The following is an 18,355-nucleotide window of genomic DNA, read 5'->3' as shown; positions in this document are numbered from 1 at the left end:
GCGTAAGCGCAGGGAATCTACGGGGGCCCGACCGGTGGACGTAAGCCCCCGTCCGCATAGCGGTACGAGCGTCCACCGCGGGTCGAACGCGAGTCAACCATCTGCTACAAGGCGGGCCTGCGCAGGCGGGCTACGAACTTGTAACGGTCGCCGCGGTACACCGAACGTACCCATTCGACCGGTTCGCCGTCGGCGTCGAGCGAGTGCCGGGAGAGCATCAGCATCGGCAGGCCGACGTCGGTGCCGAGCAGGCCGGCCTCGCGCGGGGTGGCCAGCGAGGTCTCGATGGTCTCCTCGGCCTCCGCGAGCCGGACGTCGTACACCTCGGCGAGGGCGGTGTAGAGGGAGGTGTACTTGGCGAGCGAACGGCGCAGGGCGGGGAAGCGCTTGGCCGAAAGGTGGGTGGTCTCGATGGCCATGGGCTCGCCGCTGGCCAGCCGCAGCCGCTCGATGCGCAGGACCCGTCCGCCGGTGGCGATCTTCAGGAGTCCGGCGAGGGTGTCGTCGGCGGTGACGTAGCCGATGTCCAGGAGCTGGGAGGCCGGTTCCAGCCCTTGCGCCCGCATGTCCTCTGTGTAAGAGGAGAGTTGCAGTGGCTGGGAGACCTTCGGCTTCGCGACGAAGGTGCCCTTGCCCTGGATGCGCTCCAGGCGGCCCTCGACGACGAGCTCCTGGAGGGCTTGGCGGACCGTGGTCCGGGAGGTGTCGAACTCGGCGGCGAGGGTGCGCTCCGGCGGCACGGGGGTGCCGGGGGGCAGCGTGTCGGTCATGTCGAGCAAGTGCCGCTTGAGTCGGTAGTACTTGGGCACGCGTGCCGTGCGAGTGACCGCCCCGCCTTCCGGCTCCGTGGTCGCCCCTTCGGTGGCCATCGCCGCCCGCCTTCCCGACTCCAGTTTCGCTGCCGTCACCGGCTCCTCCGATATGTGCGGTCACATCGTGACACGGGCGGGAGGACAGGCCTGTTCCCTCCCCCAGGTGTCGGTCCGATAACGGACCGAGCACCCGCTCATTAGACCCTTGACACCCCTAAAGGTCTAGGCCAAGCTCCGGTTACTGGTCTAAACCAATATGGATCGGATCCCGGCCCCACGGGCAGTACTTGGTACGTACGTCACCGCGGCGGGCGAGGGAAGTTGCAGGCAGCATCCCTGAGGAGGGTGGCGTGAAGCGCAAGCTCATTGCGGCGGTCGGTGTCGTAGGCATGATGGCCGGTGTCGCGGCGTGCGGCAACGGCGGCGACGACAAGCCGAAGTCCGACGCGTCGGGTGGCGCCAAGGAGATCACCGTCTGGGTGATGGACGGCTCCGCGCCGAAGACGTGGATCGACGCGGTCAACGCGGAGTTCTCGGCCAAGCACCCCGGTGTCACGGTCAAGGTCGAAGAGCAGAAGTGGACCGGCATCCAGGAGAAGGTCACCACCGCCCTCTCCGAGAACACCCCGCCGGACGTCCTCGAACTCGGCAACACCCAGACCGTCGGCTACGCCGTCACCGGAGGCCTCGCCGACCTGTCCGGCGACAAGGCCAAGCTCGGCGCCGACGCCTGGTCGAAGGGCATGCTGTCCTCCGCCGAGGTCGACGGCAAGCTGTACGCCGCCCCGTGGTACGCCGCCAACCGCGTCGTCATCTACGACAAGAAGGCCTACGAGAAGGCCGGCATCACCGCGCCGAAGACCCGCGACGAGTGGGTGGCCGGCCTGGAGAAGCTGAAGGCCTCGGACCCCTCCGCGCAGCCGATCTACCTCCCCGGCCAGAGCTGGTACATCCTCGCCGGCTTCGTCTGGGACGAGGGCGGCGACCTCGCCGTCAAGGACGGCGGCAAGTGGAAGGGCCAGCTGGGCACCGCCCAGGCCGCCTCCGCGATGGACTTCTACAAGAAGCTCCAGTCCTACTCCACCGCCCCCAAGGACAAGGACGAGGCCACCCCGCAGCAGTCCACCGACATCGTCCCCAAGGGCGGCGTCTCGTCCTGGATCGGTCTCGGCTGGGAGGCCCAGGGCGCGCTGAAGGCCCTGAAGGACGCGGGCAAGGAAGGCGACTTCGGCTACTTCCCGATCCCGGGCAAGACCGCCGACAAGCCGGGCTCCGTCTTCCTCGGCGGCTCGAACCTCGCCGTGGCCGAGCGCTCCAAGAACAAGGAGCTCGCCAAGGAGTGGCTCGCCCTCGCCTCCGGCAAGGAGCAGATGACCAAGTACGCCGCCGCCACCGAGGGCGCCCTGCTCCCGAACCAGGCCGCCGCGAACTTCGCCGCCGCCCCGGGCTCCTTCGCCGAGGCCATGGCCAAGGCCTCCGTTTCCGGCAAGATCACCCCGGTCACGGCCGGCTGGGCGAACGTCGAGACCGAGCCGAACCCCATCAAGGAGTTCATGACCAAGGTCCTGAAGGGCGAGGACGCCGCCAAGGCGGGCGCGGACGCGGACAAGGAAATCGCGAACCGCATCAACAAGTAGTCCCGCTCCGCAGCACCCGGTGGCGCGGCGGCACACCGCCGCGCCACCCGCAGCACCCGGCAGTGTGATCGCACCGGGGGGTGCGGCAGGCGCCCCGCAGCGCCCGCCGCGCCCCCGGTCGCGCATGTGACTCCACAGTCAACCGCGAGGAAGCCCAGACATGACCGTGCACTCCCAGGGAGCGGCGCCGACCGTTCCACAGGACGCACCACAGAAGTCCGCCGGAGGGCCCGACGCGCCCGCCCCCGTCGCCCGGCCCCGTCATCCGTCTCCTCGCGGGGGCAGAAAGTCGCTCCCCACGGGGTGGCTGCCCTACCTGCTGATCGCGCCCGCCGCGATCGGCATGCTGGTCCTGCTCGTGTACCCGCTGATCAAGAACGTGATCCTGTCCTTCCAGGACATCAACAAGATCGAGTTCATCCAGCGCAAGTATCCCTCCGCGGGCTTCGACAACTACACCCAGCTGCTCGGCGACTCCAACTTCTGGACCGTCGTCCTGCGCAGCTTCGGCTTCACCTTCGCCAACGTCGTCCTCATCATGGCGATCGGCAGCCTCATCGGCGTCCTGCTGAACAAGCTCGGCAAGAAGATGCGCCTGGTCCTGTCGATGGCGCTGGTGATGGCCTGGGCCATGCCGATCGTCGCCTCCGTCCAGGTCTTCTCCTGGCTGTTCGACGAGCAGTTCGGCGTGATGAACTGGCTGATGCGCACCGCCGGCTTCGCCGGGTACGAGCAGCACAACTGGTTCGAGACCGGCCTGTCCACCCTGACGATCGTCACCGTCCTGGTGGTCTGGGGCTCCATCCCCTTCGTCGCCCTCAACATGTACGCCGCGCTGACCACCGTCGGCGCCGAGCTGTACGAGGCCGCCCGGATGGACGGCGCCAACGGCTGGCAGACCTTCTGGCGGGTCGTCTTCCCGCAGCTCAGGCCCTTCTTCCTGATCACCACCTTCCTGGAGGTGATCTGGGTGTTCAAGGCCTTCACCCAGGTCTACGCGATGAACAAGGGCGGCCCCGACCGCGCCTCCGAGATCCTCCCGGTCTTCGCCTACGTCGAGGGCCAGAGCCAGTCCCACTACGGCCTCGCCGCCGCGATCTCCGTCCTGACGATCCTGATCCTGATCGTCATCATGTCCTTCTACTTCCGCCTGATCCTGAAGCAGGAGGAGGAGCAGTGAGCACCACCACCGCCCCGAAGCCGGCCGCCCCCGCCGAGCGGCCCGCACAGCGGCTCCGTACCCGCCGGCCGCTGCGCCCCGGCGCCGTCGCCAAGAACCTCGGCGCCCTCCTGCTGGCGCTCCTCTTCCTCTTCCCGGTCTACTGGATGTTCGCCTCGGCCCTCAAGCCGTCGAGCGAGATCCTCACCAAGGACCCGGTCTTCGTCTTCACCCCGACGCTCGACAACTTCCAGAAGGCCACCGGGGTCGACAACTTCTGGACGTACGTCACCAACAGCCTCGCCGTCACCCTGGGCGCGGTCCTGCTGGCCCTGGTCGTCGCCCTCGCCGCGAGCTTCGCCATCGCCCGCATGAGGTTCCGCGGCCGCAAGGGCATGGTCCTCGCCGTGATGATGGCCCAGATGGCGCCCTGGGAGGTCATGGTCATCGCGATGTACATGATCGCCCGGGACGGCGAGATGCTGAACAGCCTCCCGCTGCTGACCGCCATCTACTTCGTGATGGTCCTGCCCTTCACCATCTGGACCCTGCGCGGCTTCATCGCCGCCGTCCCGGTGACCCTGGAGGAGGCCGCCCAGATCGACGGCTGCACCCGCGGCCAGGCCTTCCGCAAGGTGATCCTCCCGCTGCTGGCCCCCGGCCTGATGTCCACCTCGCTCTTCGGGTTCATCACCGCCTGGAACGAGTTCGCGATGGTCCTGATCCTGAACAAGGACAAGTCCGCGCAGACCCTCCCGCTGTGGCTGACCCAGTTCAAGACCGCCTTCGGCAACGACTGGGGCGCCACCATGGCCGCGTCCTCGCTGTTCGCCGTCCCGGTCCTGCTGATCTTCATCTTCCTCCAGCGCAAGGCCGTCGGCGGCATGACCGCCGGCGCCGTGAAGGGATAACGCCCCGATGACCGTCCTTGCGCACCGCTCCGACACCCTGACCCGCGACGCCCTCGCCGTCCTCCAGCCCGGCTTCGAGGGCACCACCGCCCCCGCCTGGGTCCTGCGGATGGTCGGCGAAGGCCTCACCGCCGTCGGCCTGTTCGGCCGCAACATCGCCTCCGCCGGGCAGCTGTCGGCGCTCACCGCGCAACTGCGCGCCGAACGCGACGACGTCCTCGTCGCCATCGACGAGGAGGGCGGCGACGTCACCCGCCTGGAGGTCAGGGACGGTTCGTCCTTCCCCGGCAACCTGGCCCTCGGCGCCGTCGACGACACCGCGCTGACCCGCGAGGTCGCCCGCGAGCTCGGCCGCCGGCTCGCCGAGTGCGGGGTCAACCTCAACTGGGCGCCGTCCGCGGACGTCAACTCCAACCCCGACAACCCGGTCATCGGCGTCCGCTCCTTCGGCGCCGACACCGCGCTCGCCGCCCGGCACACCGCCGCGTACGTCGAGGGCCTCCAGGCCGCCGGCGTCGCCGCCTGCACCAAGCACTTCCCGGGCCACGGCGACACCAACGTCGACTCCCACCACGCGATGCCCCGCATCGACGTCGACCTGGACACCCTCCAGGCGCGCGAACTGGTCCCGTTCAAGGCGGCCATCGAGGCCGGCAGCAAGGCCGTGATGAGCGCGCACATCCTGGTGCCCGCCCTGGACCCGACCCGGCCGGCCACGCTCAGCCCGCAGATCCTGACCGGCCTGCTGCGCAAGGAGCTCGGCTACGAGGGCCTCATCGTCACCGACGGCATGGAGATGAACGCCATCGCCGGGACGTACGGCATCGAGCGCGGCTCGGTGCTGGCCATCGCCGCCGGCGCCGACGCCATCTGCGTCGGCGGGGGACTGGCCGACGAGGGGACCGTCCTCGCCCTGCGCGACGCCCTCGTGGCCGCCGTACGCGAGGGCACGCTCCCGGAGGAACGGCTCGCCGACGCCGCGGCCCGGGTGCGTGCCCTCGCCGAGTGGACCCGCCGGGCCCGGCCGGACGCGCGACCGGAGGGGAGCCGCGCGTCCGGCATCGGCCTGACGGCGGCCCGCCGCGCCGTGGCCGTCTCGGGTCCGGTAGTCCCGGTCACGGCCCCGTACGTGGCCACGCTCGCCCCCGTCGCGAACATCGCGGTGGGCGACGAGACCCCCTGGGGGGTGGCCGCGGAGCTGGCCGCCCTGGTCCCGGGCACGGAGTCGGGCGTCTACCCCGAGGGCTCGGGCGCGGGCGAGGTGCTGGCCGCCGCGGGGGAGCGTACGGTCGTCGCCGTGGTCCGGGACGCGCACCGGCACCCCTGGATGACCGCGGTCCTGGACGCGCTGGTCGCGGCCCGGCCCGACACGGTGGTCGTCGAGATGGGCGTGCCGCGCGCCGCGCCGCGCGGGGCCCTGTACGTCGCCACCCACGGCGCCTCCCGCGTCTGCGGACAGGCCGCCGCCGAGGTCATCGCGGGCGTACGGGGGGCCTAGCGCGCCGACGGCGGCACAGGAAAAGGGCCGGGCCCCCGAGGAGGGGGGCCCGGCCCTTTCGGTGTTGCCGGTGCGGCCGGTGTGGCTGGTGTGGCTACAGGCCCTGCCAGGCCGGCTTGTTGGCGTAGGTGTGGCGGAAGTAGTCGGCCAGCTTCAGCTTCGAGGCGGCCGCCTCGTCCACGACGACGGTGGCGTGCCGGTGCAGCTGCAGCGCGGAGGCGGGGACCAGCGCGGACAGCGGGCCCTCGACGGTCTGCGCGACGGCGTCGGCCTTGCCCTCGCCGGTGGCCAGCAGGACCAGGTGGCGGGCGTCGAGGATGGTGCCGATGCCCTGGGTGATGACGTGGTGGGGCACCTGGTCGATGTCGTCGTCGAAGAAGCGCGCGTTGTCGACGCGGGTCTGCTCCGTCAGCGTCTTGATCCGGGTGCGGGAGGCCAGCGAGGAGCACGGCTCGTTGAAGCCGATGTGGCCGTCCGTGCCGATGCCCAGCAGCTGGAGGTCCACCCCGCCGGCGGCGGCCAGGGCCTGGTCGTAGGCCACGCAGGCGGCCTGGACGTCGTCCGCGGAGCCGTCGGGGCCCATGAAGGAGGCCTCGGTCAGCCCGAGGGGTTCGACGACCTCGCGGAGCACGACGGCCCGGTAGGACTCCGGGTGCCCGGCCGGCAGGCCGACGTACTCGTCGAGCTGGCAGATCCGGGCCCGGGAGGCGTCGACCTCGCGGGCCCTGACCTTGGCGGCGAGGGCTTCGTAGATGGGCAGCGGGGTAGAGCCGGTCGCCACGCCGAGCAGGGCGTCGGGCTTGCGGCGGACCAGGGCGGCCATGGCCTCCGCGATGAGCTCGCCGCCTGCCTTGGCGTCCGGGACGATGACAACTTCCACGCGGGGCCTGCCGATCTGAGAGAGGTGTGGACACTTGTGGTATAGACCAATCTAGCAGAGCCCACCCCCAGACGGCGGGCCCGCGCACGGCCACATTCCATGGTGATCCCGTTCCCGCCACACCGCCGCCCGGACGCCCGGCGCCCGCCCCCAGGCCGTCTAGGCGTTCGGCATCAGCGCCAGCTGGAGGCCGCCGGTGGCGTCGAGGTGCTGGCCCGTCATCCAGCGCGAGTCCGGCGAGGCCAGGAAGGCCACCACGTCCGCGACCTCCGCGGGCGTGCCGATCCGGCCGAACACGGAGCGTGAGGCCGCGTGCGCGCGGGCCGCCGGGTCGGCCAGCCAGGCCGCGTTCAGGTCGGTCTCGATGACGCCGGGTCCCACCGAGTTCACGGTGATCCCGCGCGGGGCGAGGGCGGCCGCCAGGGACACGGTCAGCGCGTTCACCGCGCCCTTGGCCATGATCGTGGCCAGGATGGCCGGCAGCGCCAGGGCGGGGGTGCCGGTCACGTTGACGATCCGGCCGCCCTCGCGCAGCCGCTCCAGACCGTGCTGGATCACGAAAAACGGGGCCTGCGCGTTGAGGGCCTGGATCCGCAGGAAGGTCTCCTCGTCCGTCTCCTCGATGCCCGCGAAAGCCGCCGCCCCCGCGTTGTTCACGAGGATGTCGACGCCCTCCGTGGCGAGCGGATGGGCCTCGTAGGCCGCCCAGAGCGCCCGCGCGTCCCCCGGCACGCCCAGCTCCGCCCGGAGGGCGAAGGCCCGGCCCCCGGCCGCGCCGATCGCCGCGACGGTCCGCGCCGCGGCCGCTTCGTCGCGCCCGTAGTGGACCGCGACGAGCGCCCCGTCCCGCGCCAGCCGCTCGGCGACCGCCCGGCCGATCCCCCGGCTGCCGCCCGTGACCAGCGCCGTCTTCCCCTTGAGCACGCCCATGACGCGCCCCCCTTCAGCATTCGCTAGTGGTCGCTACAGAAAAGACCGTAGCAGATTCCCTAACGGCCGCTATAGAATTGGCGCATGGTGACCGGACAGCGGGGCAGGCCCCGTTCCTTCGACCGCGACGCCGCCCTCGACAAGGCGATGCTCACCTTCTGGGAGCGCGGCTACGAGACGACGTCCATCGCCGACCTGACCCGGGCCCTGGGTATCGGCGCGCCCAGCCTCTACGCCGCCTTCGGCGACAAGCGCACGCTCTTCGACGAGGTCGTGGCCGTCTACGGCGGCCGCTACGGGGACTTCGCCGGCGCCGCTCTGGCCGAGGAGCCCACCGCCCGCGCGGCCCTCGGCCGGATCCTGCGCGAGGCCGCCGGGATCTACACCGACCCGGCCCACCCGCCGGGCTGCCTGGTGATCAGCGCGGCGGTCAACACCACCTCGCGGGAGGTGGCCGACGCCCTGAGCGCGCGGCGCACCGCGCACCTGGAAGCCTTCGAGAGCCGCGTCCGGGCCGACATCGCCACCGGGGCGCTGCCCGCGGACACCGACGCCCGGGCGCTGGCCCGCTACGCCGAGGCCGTGCTCCAGGGGATGTCGCAGCAGGCGCGTGACGGGGCGGGGCGGGGGGAACTGGAGGCGGTCGCGGAGGTGGCGATGCGCGCGTGGCCGGGTAAGGCCGCGTAAAGGGAATTCCGGGGGCATCGGGGCCGGCCAGGCGGGGAATTCGATCAGGGAATTCGACCCGCGCCGCACATGATCCGCGCCGCACCTGATCGGCGACGGACGTTTTCCTCTGGGCCACGGTGCTGGGAGGGACCCTCAGCCCGCCCGGCACCGTAGCCCGGAGTACTTACGGCCGACGGGTGTGCGGTTCCCGACGGCCGGTTGGGAGGTGCCTGCGCGGTCAGGGCAGAGCGCGCGGTTACCTCGATCCGTCCTCCTGTGCGGGGAGGGCGGAAGCTTTGACACAATTGTGGACTAGACCAATCTGTTCTGTCCATCCAATGACGCGGCCCGCAATCCCGTCACTTCCTCCAACAGTACGCGGACAGACCCCCTCCTGGGTACTCCTGGGTATTCCCCGTGGGAAAACTCATCCCCGTACCCGGGGTACGCTCGCCGGGTGCCCTCCATGAACGACCTCGTACGCCAGCACACCGCTCTCGGTGAAACCGACCTGGAGTGGCTCCACCTGCTGGTCTCGGAGTGGCAGCTGCTCTCCGACCTCTCCTTCGCCGACCTCGTGCTCTGGGTGCCCACCCTCGACGGCACCCGGTACGTCTCGGTCGCGCAGATGCGCCCGAACACCGGCCCCACCTCGTACCAGGACGACATGGTCGGCCACCTGGTGCCCCGTGGCCGCCGGCCCCTCCTCGACGCCGCCCTGGACGAGGGCCGCATCGTGCGCGAGGGTGACCCGGAATGGCGGGAGGAGGTGCCCGTCCGCGTGGAGTCGATCCCCGTGCGCCGCGAGGGCCGGGTGCTGGGCGTCATCGCCCGCAACACCAACCTGCTCACCGTGCGTACACCGAGCCGGCTGGAGCTGACCTACCTCCAGTCCGCCTCCGACCTCGCCCAGATGATCGCCGCGGGCTCCTTCCCCTTCCCGGGCCAGCAGGTCGACATGGACGCCTCCCCGCGCGTCGGGGACGGCCTGCTGCGGCTCGACGCCGACGGCGTGGTGACGTACGCGTCCCCCAACGCGCTCTCCGCGTACCACCGCCTCGGCCTCGCCTCCGACCTGGTCGGCCAGCACCTGGGCACCACCACCGCCGAACTCGCCCCCACCCGGGGCCCGGTGGACGAGGCGATCGTCAAACTGGCGTCCGGCTGGGCCCCCCGGGAGACCGAAGTCGAGGGCAACGGCGGGGTCATCCAGCTGCGGGCCATCCCGCTCAAGCCCAAGGGCACCCGGATCGGCTCCCTCGTGCTGTGCCGCGACGTGACCGAACTGCGCCGTCGCGAACGCGAACTCATCACCAAGGACGCGACCATCCGGGAGATCCACCACCGGGTGAAGAACAACCTCCAGACCGTGGCGGCCCTCTTGCGGCTCCAGGCCCGGCGGATGGATTCGGAGACCGGCCGCGAGGCGCTGAACGAGGCGGTGCGCCGCGTCGGTTCGATCGCGATCGTGCACGAGACCCTGTCTCAGAACCTCGACGAGCGGGTGGAGTTCGACGAGATCGCCGACCGCGTGATCGCGATGGTCGCCGAGATCTCGCCCGGCAAGGTGAGCTGCCGGCGTACGGGCCGCTTCGGCATCCTGGACGCGGAGGTCGCCACTCCGCTGTCGATGGTGCTGACCGAGATCCTCCAGAACGCCCTGGAGCACGCGTTCACCCAGGGGGAGGGCGGCACGGTCGAGGTCTCCGCGATCCGCTCCGGCACCGGCCGCGCCGATGCCCGGCTGCTGATCACGGTGCTCGACGACGGGTGCGGTCTGCCCGCGGGCTTCGACCCCCAGCGGGCGGGCAACCTCGGGCTGCAGATCGTACGGACCCTCGTGGAGGGCGAACTCGGCGGCACCTTCGACATGGTCCGGGCCGAGCCGCGCGGCACCCGGGTCGTGCTGGACATACCGGCGAGCTCGCAGAAGTAGCCCTGACCCGGACGTCACCCAGCGTGACGGACGCGTCGCGGGGAACAGCCCGAACGACCCCGGAACAGCACTGAGCCCCGGACCGAAGTTCTCGGTCCGGGGCTCAAGAGCACGTTGCTGAGCGCTTATCCGGTTACTACGCGCTGCGGCTCTCGAAAGTCGATGTCAGGCGGTGGCGTTGCGCGCCCGATTGCGAGCGGCGCGGCGCTTCATCGCGCGGCGCTCGTCCTCGCTGAGGCCACCCCAGACGCCGGAGTCCTGACCGGACTCAAGCGCCCACTGCAGGCACTGCTCCATGACGGGGCAGCGGCGGCAGACGGCCTTGGCTTCCTCGATCTGCAGCAGCGCAGGACCGGTGTTGCCGATGGGGAAGAAGAGCTCGGGGTCTTCCTCGCGGCAAACGGCGTTGTGACGCCAGTCCATGGCTGCTCCATCTCCTTGTATTGCGGGCAAGTTGCTTGTGAATGTGAACGCTTTCACGAATCCCCCCGTGAGGGAAGGGCCGACCCCCAGTTGAACTGGTGGGGTCCGAAGATTCGTGGAGGGGTTCTGGCGCTCTGTATGGGTGCCGGTGCTGCGGGCTGTCCCGATCGCCATGTAGAGATTCGCAAACCTCGGACGGGGATACAACCCCTTCCGGAAAGTTTTTTTGGATTCGTCGGTGTCGACTAGGTCACAGCCCTAGTTCCTGGGGGTGGACCGGCGTGTAAACGTTCGAGTGAAAGGACTTTGGGCCCTTCCACTCACACAATCACACGCAGTGCACGGCGTACGCCTGTGAACCGAACGCTGGTGCGCAGTCCCAGGTGGTCCCCGTCCATCTGGAAGGGGAGCGGAACCTTCGAATGCAAGGTGAAGTCGGTCAGATCGTGCAGAGACACCGCGTGCTTACCGTGCGGACCGCGCTCAGGAGTCGAGGTCAGGAGCTGTGTGGCGTACCGGGCGACCGCCGGAGTTGACAAACGGTCGAGCGCCAATACGTCAAGCGCGGTATCGAACGATGCCTCCGGAGAGGCGTAGAGCGGACGGTTGCCGAGATATGTCCAGGGCGAGGTGTTGCAGACTATCGACAGCACCAGACCCGTCACCGGATCCACGCCGGGCCGTTCCAGGGTGATCGTCCCCTGACGGCGGTGCGGCTCCTCCCAGAACTGCCGCATCAGCTGTCGTACGTACAGGGCGTGCGTCGAACGCTTGCCGCGTTCCCGCTGCTGCTCGACCCGCCCCACCACCCCCGCGTCGAAACCGAAGCCCGCGCAGAAGGTGAACCAGCGCGCCGGCACCGACTCGTCCTCGGTCCCCGGCGTCCCCTCGGCCAGGCCCAGGCCCACCGTCCGCTCGCGCCGCTCCCGCAGCGCGTCGAGCAGCGCGCCGGTCGCCTCCACCGCGTCGTTCGGCAGGCCGAGGGCGCGGGCGAACACGTTCGTCGAACCGCCCGGCACCACCGCCAGGCGCGGCAGCCGCTCCGGGTCGGGACCCTCGTGCAGCAGACCGTTGACGACCTCGTTCACGGTGCCGTCGCCCCCCAGCGCCACCACGAGGTCCACCCCCTCGTGCGTGGCCTTGCGGCCCAGGTCACGGGCGTGCCCCCGGTACTCGGTGGTCACCGCCTCCAGCTTCATCTCGCTGGCCAGGGCGTGCGTCAGGACGTCACGCGTGCGCGCACTGGTGGTCGTCGCTGCTGGGTTGGCCACGAGAAGTGCACGCATGAGCGCCAGAGTACCCACCCCGTCATATGCGGTCGCTATCGACCGTACCCGCCGAAGCCCACCGGGACCCGACTACCCTGCTGAGGTGAGCAAAAAGCCGACCCCCCACACCCCCACCGCCCCGGGCCCGGGCGCCCAGCCCGCGGCGCCGCTGCCCGGGCGGCTGACCGCCGCCGCGGTGCTCACCGCCCTGGAGGGCCTGGCCCTGGCCGGGCTCGGCGTCTACATGCTGTTCGTCGGCATCGCCGGCCACCCCGACTCCCCGGAGCAGGCCGAGACCGGGGGCGTCACCCTGCTAGGGCTCGCCGTGCTCCCGCTGATCGCCGCGCGCGGGCTGCGCCTGGGCCGCCGCTGGAGCCGCGGCCCGGCGCTGATCACCCAGCTGATGGCGCTGCCGGTGGCCTGGACGCTGTGGAACACCGGCGGGGCCGTACGGATCGCCGCCGTCGCCCTGGCCCTGGCCGCGGTGGCCGTCGCGGGGCTCCTGGTGAACCCGACGGCGACCGAGGCGCTCGGCATCGGGCCCGCGGACCAGGCCCGATAGCTCTCGACTCTGCCTCGGCCACTCCTCGGCCGCTCCTCGGCTACTCCTCCACGAGGAGCTTCTCGCGGAGCTGGGCCAGGGTGCGGGCCAGCAGGCGCGAGACGTGCATCTGCGAGATGCCGACCTCCTGAGCGATCTGCGACTGGGTCATGTTGCCGAAGAACCGCAGCAGCAGGATCCGCTTCTCCCGCGGCGGCAGCCCCTCCAGGAGCGGCTTGAGGGACTCGCGGTACTCGACGCCCTCCAGCGCCTCGTCCTCCGAACCCAGCGTGTCCGCGACCGCCGGCGACTCGTCGTCGGTGTCCGGCACGTCCAGGGACAGGGTGCTGTAGGCATTGGCCGATTCCAGCCCCTCCAGCACCTCCTCCTCGGAGATCCCCAGCCGCTCGGCCAGCTCGTGCACCGTCGGCGAGCGGCCGTGCTGCTGCGACAGCTCCGCCGTGGCCGTGGTCAGCGAAAGCCGCAGCTCCTGGAGGCGCCGGGGGACCCGGACCGCCCAGCCCTTGTCACGGAAGTGCCGTTTGATCTCGCCGACCACGGTGGGCGTGGCGTACGTGGAGAACTCGACCCCGCGGTCCGGGTCGAACCGGTCCACCGACTTGATCAGGCCGATGGTGGCCACCTGCGTCAGGTCGTCGAGCGGCTCGCCCCGGTTGCGGAACCGGCGCGCCAGGTGTTCCACCAGCGGAAGGTGCATCCGGACCAGCCGGTTGCGCAGCTCCGCCCGCTGCGGCGAACCCTCGGGCAGCTCGCGCAGCTCGAAGAACAGGGCCCGCGCGCCGCTGCGGTCCCGCGGGTCCGGCAGCGCGGCCGGAGCCGCCGGAGCGGCCACCGGTGGCTGTGATGGTTGTGGTTCCTCGTGCTGGTTCTCGCTCATAGGGCCCGCCCGTCGCTCCGCCGAGTCCAAAAAGCCGTCTTCCGCATCCGCGTCAGCCGGGTGCGGCCGGGCGTGCTGCTGTTCCGGGATGCCCCCGTCGACCTCGTGACGTACCCGGGGCCGATCCCCGCCCCGCACCGGGATCTCCCCGCCGCTCACGCCGGGCCTGGCCCCGCGCCGCGCTGTTTGTAGAGGCTGATGCTCACTGTCCGGTTCTCCTCGACCGTGGCCTCGACCTTGCCGGCCAGCGCCGACAGGACCGTCCACGCGAACGTGTCGCGCTCGGGGGCGCGCCCGTCGGTGGTCGGTGCCGACACGGTCACTTCCAGCGAATCGTCGATCAGCCGGAAGACGCAGCTGAGGACGGAGCCCGGCACGGCCTGCTGGAGCAGGATCGCGCAGGCCTCGTCCACCGCGATGCGGAGGTCCTCGATCTCGTCGAGGGTGAAGTCCAAACGTGCCGCGAGACCGGCCGTGGCCGTTCGCAGCACCGACAGGTAGGCACCCGCAGCCGGCAGCCGGACTTCCACGAAGTCCTGGGTCCCGGGCTCGCCTGCGATCTGGGACACCCTCACCTCCAAGGTGGTACGAGCTCTGTTCGCCGGTGACGCTATCGCGATCCGGGCGATCGTGTCGCGGCACCCCTCATGGCGCCCGATTTGGGAGCGCCCGGGCCGGGCCTGCCTCCGTGCAGTGACTGATGGTAAGCCCATGGGTACGCACAGTGGCTAGGGGTCTGCGGGCCCAATTCGGGGGAACCGGCGGAGGGTTGACCTACCCCGGCTCAGACGATCGAACCGTGGACAAAACACCACCGCCAGCTCTCGCCCGGTTCGAAGCTCCGCATCACCGGATGACCCGTCGATCCGTGGTGCCCGGTGGCGTGGCGGTACGGGGAGGAGTCGCAGCAGGCCACGTGTCCGCACTGGAGGCACATCCGCAGCTGGACGGGATGGCTCCCCAAGGCCTCACATTCCGGGCAGGTCGGGGCAAGCGGGACCGGCTCGGGGCGCGGCAATTCGGCAACATGGGTGCACTCGCTCATGATGGCCAGCGTACGGGCGGGCGACGAGTGGGGATGGAATCGGCATGGAGGTATTGCCGCTGGTGGCGCTGGTGGCGGCGAGCGCCGCCGTGGCGGGGCTGGCGCGGCGGACACCGGTGCCCGCGCCGCTGATGCTGGTCGCCGTCGGGCTGATCGCGGCGTACCTGCCGGGGCTTCCCTCGTACACGCTCGATCCGCACATCGTGCTGCCGCTGCTGCTCCCGCCGCTGCTGCACACGGCCGCGGTCGACAGTTCGTACCTGGACCTGCGGGCCAACGCGCGGCCGATCGCGCTGCTGTCGGTCGGGTACGTGCTCTTCGCGACGCTGGCCGTCGGCTGGGTGGCGTACATGGTGGTGCCGGGGCTGACGCCGCCGGTGGCGCTGGTGCTGGGCGCGGTGATCGCCCCGCCGGACGCGGTCGCGGCGACGGCCATCGCGCGCAAGCTCGGGCTGCCGAACCGGATCACGACCATCCTGCAGGGCGAGTCCCTGGTGAACGACGCCACCGCCATCACCGCCTACAAGGTGGCCCTCGCCGCCGCGGTGGGCACGTCGGCCGGCTGGGCGGGCGGCGTCGCGGAGTTCCTGCTGGCCTCGGTGGGCGGCGTCGGCGTGGGCCTGCTGCTGATGGTGCCGATCCACCAGCTGCGCAAACGGCTCAAGGAGCCGCTCCTGCAGAACACCCTGTCGCTGCTGATCCCGTTCGTGGCGTACGCGGCGGCCGAACGGGTGCACGCCTCGGGCGTGCTCGCGGTGGTGGTGGTCGCGCTGTACCTGGGGCACCGCAACTGGCAGGTCGACTTCGCGACCCGGCTCCAGGAGGAGGCGGTGTGGAAGGTCGTCGCCTTCGTGCTGGAGTCGGTGGTCTTCGCGCTGATCGGGCTCCAGCTGCCGGTGGTCCTGAAGGGGCTCGGCGAGTACGAGGGCCTGGCCGCGGCCGGGTACGCGCTGGTGGTGTTCCTCGCGGTGGTGGCGTCCCGGTACCTGTGGGTGTTCCCGGCGACCTTCGTACCGCGGTGGGTCTCGGAGCGGATCCGGCTGCGGGAGCCGGACACCGACTGGAAGGCGCCGGTGATCGTGGGATGGGCCGGGATGCGGGGGGTGGTCTCGCTGGCGATCGCCTTCTCGGTGCCGATGAGCGTGCCGCACCGCAACCTGATCCTGTTCCTCACCTTCACGACGGTCATCGGGACCCTGGTCGTCCAGGGGCTCACCCTGCCGCCGCTGATCCGGATGCTGAAGCTGCCGGTGAAGGACCAGCAGGCGGAGACCCTCGCGGAGGCGCAGGCGCAGAGCGAGGCCTCGCGGGCGGCGGAGGAACGGCTGGTGGAGCTGCTGGAGTCGCCGGTCAACAGCAGCCTGCCGCCGCCGCTGGTGGACCGGCTGCGGACGGTCCTGGAACGGCGGCGCAACGCGGTGTGGGAGCGGCTGGGGGAGGTCAATCCGGTGACGGGGGAGTCGGCGGACGACATCTACCGGCGGCTCGCGCGGGAGATGATCGCGGCCGAGCGGGAGGTGTTCGTGACCCTGCGCGACCGGCGCCGGATCGACGACGAGATGCTGCGGGGGCTGCTGCGCCGGCTGGACCTGGAGGAGGCTGCGGCGTACCGCGAGGAGACCTGACCGGCCCGGCTCAGGGGCGGCCGGTGACGACCGCCGTCAGGGTGGTGCCGCGGGGGAAGGCGCCGGCCTCGGTCAGGGCGGTCAGGGCCCAGAGGAGCTTCGCCACGTAGACGCGTTCCACCGGGAGGCCGTGGCGGGACTCGAAGCCGGCGGCGAAGGCGTCCAGGGCGGCCGGGACGCGGGCGTAGCCGCCGTGGTCGAAGCCCTCGGCCAGGGTCCAGTCGCCGGCCGGGCCACCGAAGGCCGCCGCCTGGAGGGAACGTATCTCCGGGCCGAGGAAGCCCCCGGCCAGGACCGGTACGCCGAGGGCCCGCTGCCCGGGGGCGAGGCCCGCCGCGAGACCGGCCAGGGTGCCGCCCGTACCGCAGGCCACCGCTACCACGTCGCAGCTGCCGCGCAGCTCACGGCCCAGCTCCGCGCACCCCTCCAGGGCCAGGGCGTTGCTGCCGCCCTCGGGGATCACGTACGCGCCGGCCGCCCCGGCGGCCTCCAGCAGCCGGGCCGCCACGGCGGGCTCCGTCTTGCGGCGGTAGTCGGCCCGGGTCGCGAAGTGCAGCCGCATGCCGTCCGCCGCGCAGCGGGCGAGGGAGTCGTTGAGGGGGCGGCCGGCTAGCTCGTCGCCGCGGACGATGCCGACCGTGCCGAGGCCGAGGAGCCGGCCGGCCGCGGCGGTGGCCCGCAGGTGGTTGGAGTAGGCCCCGCCGAAGGTGACCAGCCGGCCGTGGCCCGCCGCGAGGGCCGCCCGCAGGTTCGGCGCGAGCTTGCGCCACTTGTTGCCGGGCAGCTCCGGGTGCACGAGGTCGTCCCGCTTCAGGAGCAGCCGTACGCCGTGCGCGGTGAAACGTTCGTCCGCCGCCTCCACGAGGGGGGAGGGCGGACGGGGGAGCAGCTCGGGGCGGGTCACCCGTCCATTGTCGGGTCAGGTCAGCCGGAGCGTCAGGTAGGGGACGGTGGCGCCGGGCAGCAGGTAGCGCTCGGTCTCGGTGAAGCCGTGCGCCAGGGCGAAGCGCAGGCCGTCCTGGTTGGACTCCAGGACGACGGTCTCGACGGCGGCGGGAGCCAGGGCGCGGGCCCGTTCCAGGACGTGCGCGTAGAGCGCGGCGCCGAGGCCCCGGCGGCGGTGGGCGGGCAGGATCCGGGCGATCACGGTGGCGGTGGCGTCGTTGTCGGGCGTGGGCGGGCGCAGGGTCGCGCAGCCCACGAGCACGTCGCCGAGGCGGGCGGTTTCCAGCCGGTTGCGGCCGGCGCGTTCGCGCACCTCGGCGAGGGTGAGGGCGTCGGGTGGGTTTCACGTGGCTTACGCGGTTCATGCGGTCAGGCAAGCCCGCCGTGGGGCGGCGGGCAAGCCCTTTCGGTCACTTCAGGCGGGCGGCGACGCGGTCGCGCATCGAGTCCATCGTGAAGCCCTTGGGGTCGATCTTGCCGGGCTGCCATTCCAGGTGGCCCAGGACCGAGCGGGCGCCCCAGCCGTGGACCCGGCAGACGGCGGCGGCGGCGCGGGCGATGGCGTCGAGCTGGACGGCGGGCCACGGGTCCTCGCCGTCGCCGAGGTTCTCGCACTCGAAGCCGTAGAAGTGGCGGTTGCCGTCGGTGTCGGCGTGGTGGTCCGGGGGGAGCCGCTTCTCGGCGATCACGGCTTCCAGGACGTCGGCGTCGCCCAGGCCGGCGTGGTTGGCCCGGCCGTAGCCGACCAGGTGGACGTGGCCGTCCTTGGTGATGACGCCGTGGCAGAGCGGGCCGGGCAGGTCGGGGTCCCCGTCACGGCAGAGCGCCACGGTGTAGGCGGCGCCCTGCGTGACGGTGTGGTGGATCATCACGCCGTTCACCGGACCCCACGGGCCCTTGTGGTTGCGGTTGTGGGTGCGCCATTCACCGACCTCGACGACGGTGAGGCCCTCGGCGCGCAGGGCGTCGAGGAAACGGTCCGCGGACATGGGTGCGGACATGGCCGCCTCCTTCGTGCGGTGCGCCACGGACACCCTCTGTGTCCGCAGCGTCACTTACCGGTCTAGTGGAGGCGGCTCTTCCGCGGCTAGGGCCTTCGTACGGTGTGCGAGCCGATCCGGCCAGGAGGGGGCGCCGGGCGGCCCGCCGTGGAGCGGATCTTTGTTCGAAGGGTTTCA

Annotated in this window: 18 protein-coding genes and 1 pseudogene; 8 read left to right on the top strand and 11 right to left on the bottom strand. The window is 71.4% G+C overall.

Annotated features, from left to right (window positions below; all coding sequences use genetic code 11):
- Positions 1–104: 104 nt before the first annotated feature.
- A complete protein-coding gene (locus ACZ6ZT_RS09390; RefSeq protein WP_469717313.1) occupies positions 105–869 on the bottom strand; it encodes a GntR family transcriptional regulator in 765 nt (254 codons plus the stop codon).
- Between the two features lie 293 nt (positions 870–1,162).
- Between ACZ6ZT_RS09390 and ACZ6ZT_RS09385 the strand changes: the two genes are divergently transcribed.
- From ACZ6ZT_RS09385 to ACZ6ZT_RS09370, 4 genes are all read left to right on the top strand, one after another.
- The gene (locus ACZ6ZT_RS09385; protein ID WP_469717060.1) at positions 1,163–2,449 is read left to right on the top strand and encodes an extracellular solute-binding protein; all 1,287 of its coding nucleotides are present in this window, start codon (positions 1,163–1,165) and stop codon (positions 2,447–2,449) included.
- A 160-nt stretch (positions 2,450–2,609) separates the two neighbouring features.
- Complete coding sequence (locus tag ACZ6ZT_RS09380) at positions 2,610–3,629, top strand: carbohydrate ABC transporter permease (RefSeq protein ID WP_469717058.1); 1,020 nt, start codon at positions 2,610–2,612, stop codon at positions 3,627–3,629.
- A gap of 71 nt (positions 3,630–3,700) precedes the next feature.
- Positions 3,701–4,519: a carbohydrate ABC transporter permease gene (locus ACZ6ZT_RS09375; protein WP_469717311.1), complete on the top strand. Its 819-nt coding sequence runs from the start codon at positions 3,701–3,703 to the stop codon at positions 4,517–4,519.
- Positions 4,520–4,526: 7 nt separating this feature from the next.
- Positions 4,527–6,017, top strand: a complete 1,491-nt coding sequence (locus ACZ6ZT_RS09370) for a glycoside hydrolase family 3 protein (protein ID WP_469717057.1) — start codon at positions 4,527–4,529, stop codon at positions 6,015–6,017.
- Between the two features lie 94 nt (positions 6,018–6,111).
- Here the strand turns inward: ACZ6ZT_RS09370 and nagB are convergent, their stop codons facing one another.
- Positions 6,112–6,897: a glucosamine-6-phosphate deaminase gene (gene nagB / locus ACZ6ZT_RS09365; protein ID WP_469717056.1), complete on the bottom strand. Its 786-nt coding sequence runs from the start codon at positions 6,895–6,897 to the stop codon at positions 6,112–6,114.
- A 159-nt stretch (positions 6,898–7,056) separates the two neighbouring features.
- Complete coding sequence (locus tag ACZ6ZT_RS09360; protein WP_469717054.1) at positions 7,057–7,827, bottom strand: SDR family NAD(P)-dependent oxidoreductase; 771 nt, start codon at positions 7,825–7,827, stop codon at positions 7,057–7,059.
- An 84-nt stretch (positions 7,828–7,911) separates the two neighbouring features.
- On the opposite strand from ACZ6ZT_RS09360, the gene ACZ6ZT_RS09355 reads away from it, so the two are divergent.
- Together ACZ6ZT_RS09355 and ACZ6ZT_RS09350 are read left to right on the top strand one after the other, a co-directional pair.
- Entirely contained in the window at positions 7,912–8,514 is a 603-nt protein-coding gene (locus ACZ6ZT_RS09355) for a TetR/AcrR family transcriptional regulator (protein ID WP_469717053.1), read from the top strand.
- A gap of 448 nt (positions 8,515–8,962) precedes the next feature.
- Positions 8,963–10,432, top strand: a complete 1,470-nt coding sequence (locus tag ACZ6ZT_RS09350) for a sensor histidine kinase (RefSeq protein WP_469717310.1) — start codon at positions 8,963–8,965, stop codon at positions 10,430–10,432.
- Positions 10,433–10,597: 165 nt separating this feature from the next.
- Here the strand turns inward: ACZ6ZT_RS09350 and ACZ6ZT_RS09345 are convergent, their stop codons facing one another.
- Positions 10,598–10,855, bottom strand: coding sequence for a WhiB family transcriptional regulator (locus tag ACZ6ZT_RS09345; RefSeq protein WP_004937597.1), 258 nt, complete (start codon positions 10,853–10,855; stop codon positions 10,598–10,600).
- Positions 10,856–11,175: 320 nt separating this feature from the next.
- Complete coding sequence (locus tag ACZ6ZT_RS09340; protein ID WP_469717052.1) at positions 11,176–12,141, bottom strand: diacylglycerol/lipid kinase family protein; 966 nt, start codon at positions 12,139–12,141, stop codon at positions 11,176–11,178.
- Between the two features lie 85 nt (positions 12,142–12,226).
- On the opposite strand from ACZ6ZT_RS09340, the gene ACZ6ZT_RS09335 reads away from it, so the two are divergent.
- A complete protein-coding gene (locus ACZ6ZT_RS09335) occupies positions 12,227–12,685 on the top strand; it encodes a hypothetical protein (RefSeq protein WP_469717050.1) in 459 nt (152 codons plus the stop codon).
- 40 nt (positions 12,686–12,725) lie between these two features.
- On the opposite strand, the gene ACZ6ZT_RS09330 is transcribed toward ACZ6ZT_RS09335, so the two are convergent.
- The 3 genes from ACZ6ZT_RS09330 to ACZ6ZT_RS09320 all read right to left on the bottom strand — a co-directional run bounded on the left by ACZ6ZT_RS09330 (position 12,726) and on the right by ACZ6ZT_RS09320 (position 14,607).
- A complete protein-coding gene (locus ACZ6ZT_RS09330) occupies positions 12,726–13,706 on the bottom strand; it encodes an RNA polymerase sigma factor SigF (protein ID WP_469717308.1) in 981 nt (326 codons plus the stop codon).
- 11 nt (positions 13,707–13,717) lie between these two features.
- The gene (locus tag ACZ6ZT_RS09325) at positions 13,718–14,131 is read right to left on the bottom strand and encodes an ATP-binding protein (RefSeq protein WP_030012703.1); all 414 of its coding nucleotides are present in this window, start codon (positions 14,129–14,131) and stop codon (positions 13,718–13,720) included.
- Positions 14,132–14,346: 215 nt separating this feature from the next.
- Positions 14,347–14,607: a UBP-type zinc finger domain-containing protein gene (locus ACZ6ZT_RS09320; RefSeq protein WP_469717048.1), complete on the bottom strand. Its 261-nt coding sequence runs from the start codon at positions 14,605–14,607 to the stop codon at positions 14,347–14,349.
- Between the two features lie 44 nt (positions 14,608–14,651).
- Between ACZ6ZT_RS09320 and ACZ6ZT_RS09315 the strand changes: the two genes are divergently transcribed.
- Positions 14,652–16,232 (top strand): Na+/H+ antiporter, encoded by a 1,581-nt coding sequence (locus tag ACZ6ZT_RS09315; RefSeq protein ID WP_469717047.1) that lies wholly within the window; start codon positions 14,652–14,654, stop codon positions 16,230–16,232.
- 10 nt (positions 16,233–16,242) lie between these two features.
- On the opposite strand, the gene ACZ6ZT_RS09310 is transcribed toward ACZ6ZT_RS09315, so the two are convergent.
- The 3 genes and pseudogenes from ACZ6ZT_RS09310 to ACZ6ZT_RS09300 form a co-directional block, all read right to left on the bottom strand.
- Positions 16,243–17,136, bottom strand: a complete 894-nt coding sequence (locus ACZ6ZT_RS09310) for a 1-aminocyclopropane-1-carboxylate deaminase/D-cysteine desulfhydrase (protein ID WP_469717046.1) — start codon at positions 17,134–17,136, stop codon at positions 16,243–16,245.
- Positions 17,137–17,151: 15 nt separating this feature from the next.
- Positions 17,152–17,517: pseudogene (locus tag ACZ6ZT_RS09305) on the bottom strand (GNAT family N-acetyltransferase); the annotation flags it as partial.
- A gap of 70 nt (positions 17,518–17,587) precedes the next feature.
- Positions 17,588–18,178 carry an N-acetylmuramoyl-L-alanine amidase gene (locus ACZ6ZT_RS09300; protein ID WP_469717044.1) on the bottom strand — a complete coding sequence of 197 codons (591 nt, stop codon included), beginning with the start codon at positions 18,176–18,178 and terminating at the stop codon, positions 17,588–17,590.
- Between the last annotated feature and the right edge of the window lie 177 nt (positions 18,179–18,355).

It is taken from the genome of Streptomyces sp. NPDC102258, assembly GCF_055584685.1.
The sequence above is the reverse complement of the archived record's forward strand: the minus strand, read 5'-3'. Positions and strand labels throughout refer to the sequence as shown.

Excerpts from the sequence above, each read along its gene's own strand:
- ACZ6ZT_RS09390 (WP_469717313.1), bottom strand. The coding sequence starts at position 869 with ATGGCCACCGAAGGGGCGACCACGGAGCCGGAAGGCGGGGCGGTCACT.
- ACZ6ZT_RS09380 (WP_469717058.1), top strand. The coding sequence starts at position 2,610 with ATGACCGTGCACTCCCAGGGAGCGGCGCCGACCGTTCCACAGGACGCA.
- ACZ6ZT_RS09370 (WP_469717057.1), top strand. The coding sequence starts at position 4,527 with ATGACCGTCCTTGCGCACCGCTCCGACACCCTGACCCGCGACGCCCTC.
- ACZ6ZT_RS09360 (WP_469717054.1), bottom strand. The coding sequence starts at position 7,827 with ATGGGCGTGCTCAAGGGGAAGACGGCGCTGGTCACGGGCGGCAGCCGG.
- ACZ6ZT_RS09355 (WP_469717053.1), top strand. The coding sequence starts at position 7,912 with ATGGTGACCGGACAGCGGGGCAGGCCCCGTTCCTTCGACCGCGACGCC.
- ACZ6ZT_RS09350 (WP_469717310.1), top strand. The coding sequence starts at position 8,963 with ATGAACGACCTCGTACGCCAGCACACCGCTCTCGGTGAAACCGACCTG.
- ACZ6ZT_RS09345 (WP_004937597.1), bottom strand. The coding sequence starts at position 10,855 with ATGGACTGGCGTCACAACGCCGTTTGCCGCGAGGAAGACCCCGAGCTC.
- ACZ6ZT_RS09340 (WP_469717052.1), bottom strand. The coding sequence starts at position 12,141 with ATGCGTGCACTTCTCGTGGCCAACCCAGCAGCGACGACCACCAGTGCG.
- ACZ6ZT_RS09320 (WP_469717048.1), bottom strand. The coding sequence starts at position 14,607 with ATGAGCGAGTGCACCCATGTTGCCGAATTGCCGCGCCCCGAGCCGGTC.
- ACZ6ZT_RS09315 (WP_469717047.1), top strand. The coding sequence starts at position 14,652 with ATGGAGGTATTGCCGCTGGTGGCGCTGGTGGCGGCGAGCGCCGCCGTG.
- ACZ6ZT_RS09300 (WP_469717044.1), bottom strand. The coding sequence starts at position 18,178 with ATGTCCGCACCCATGTCCGCGGACCGTTTCCTCGACGCCCTGCGCGCC.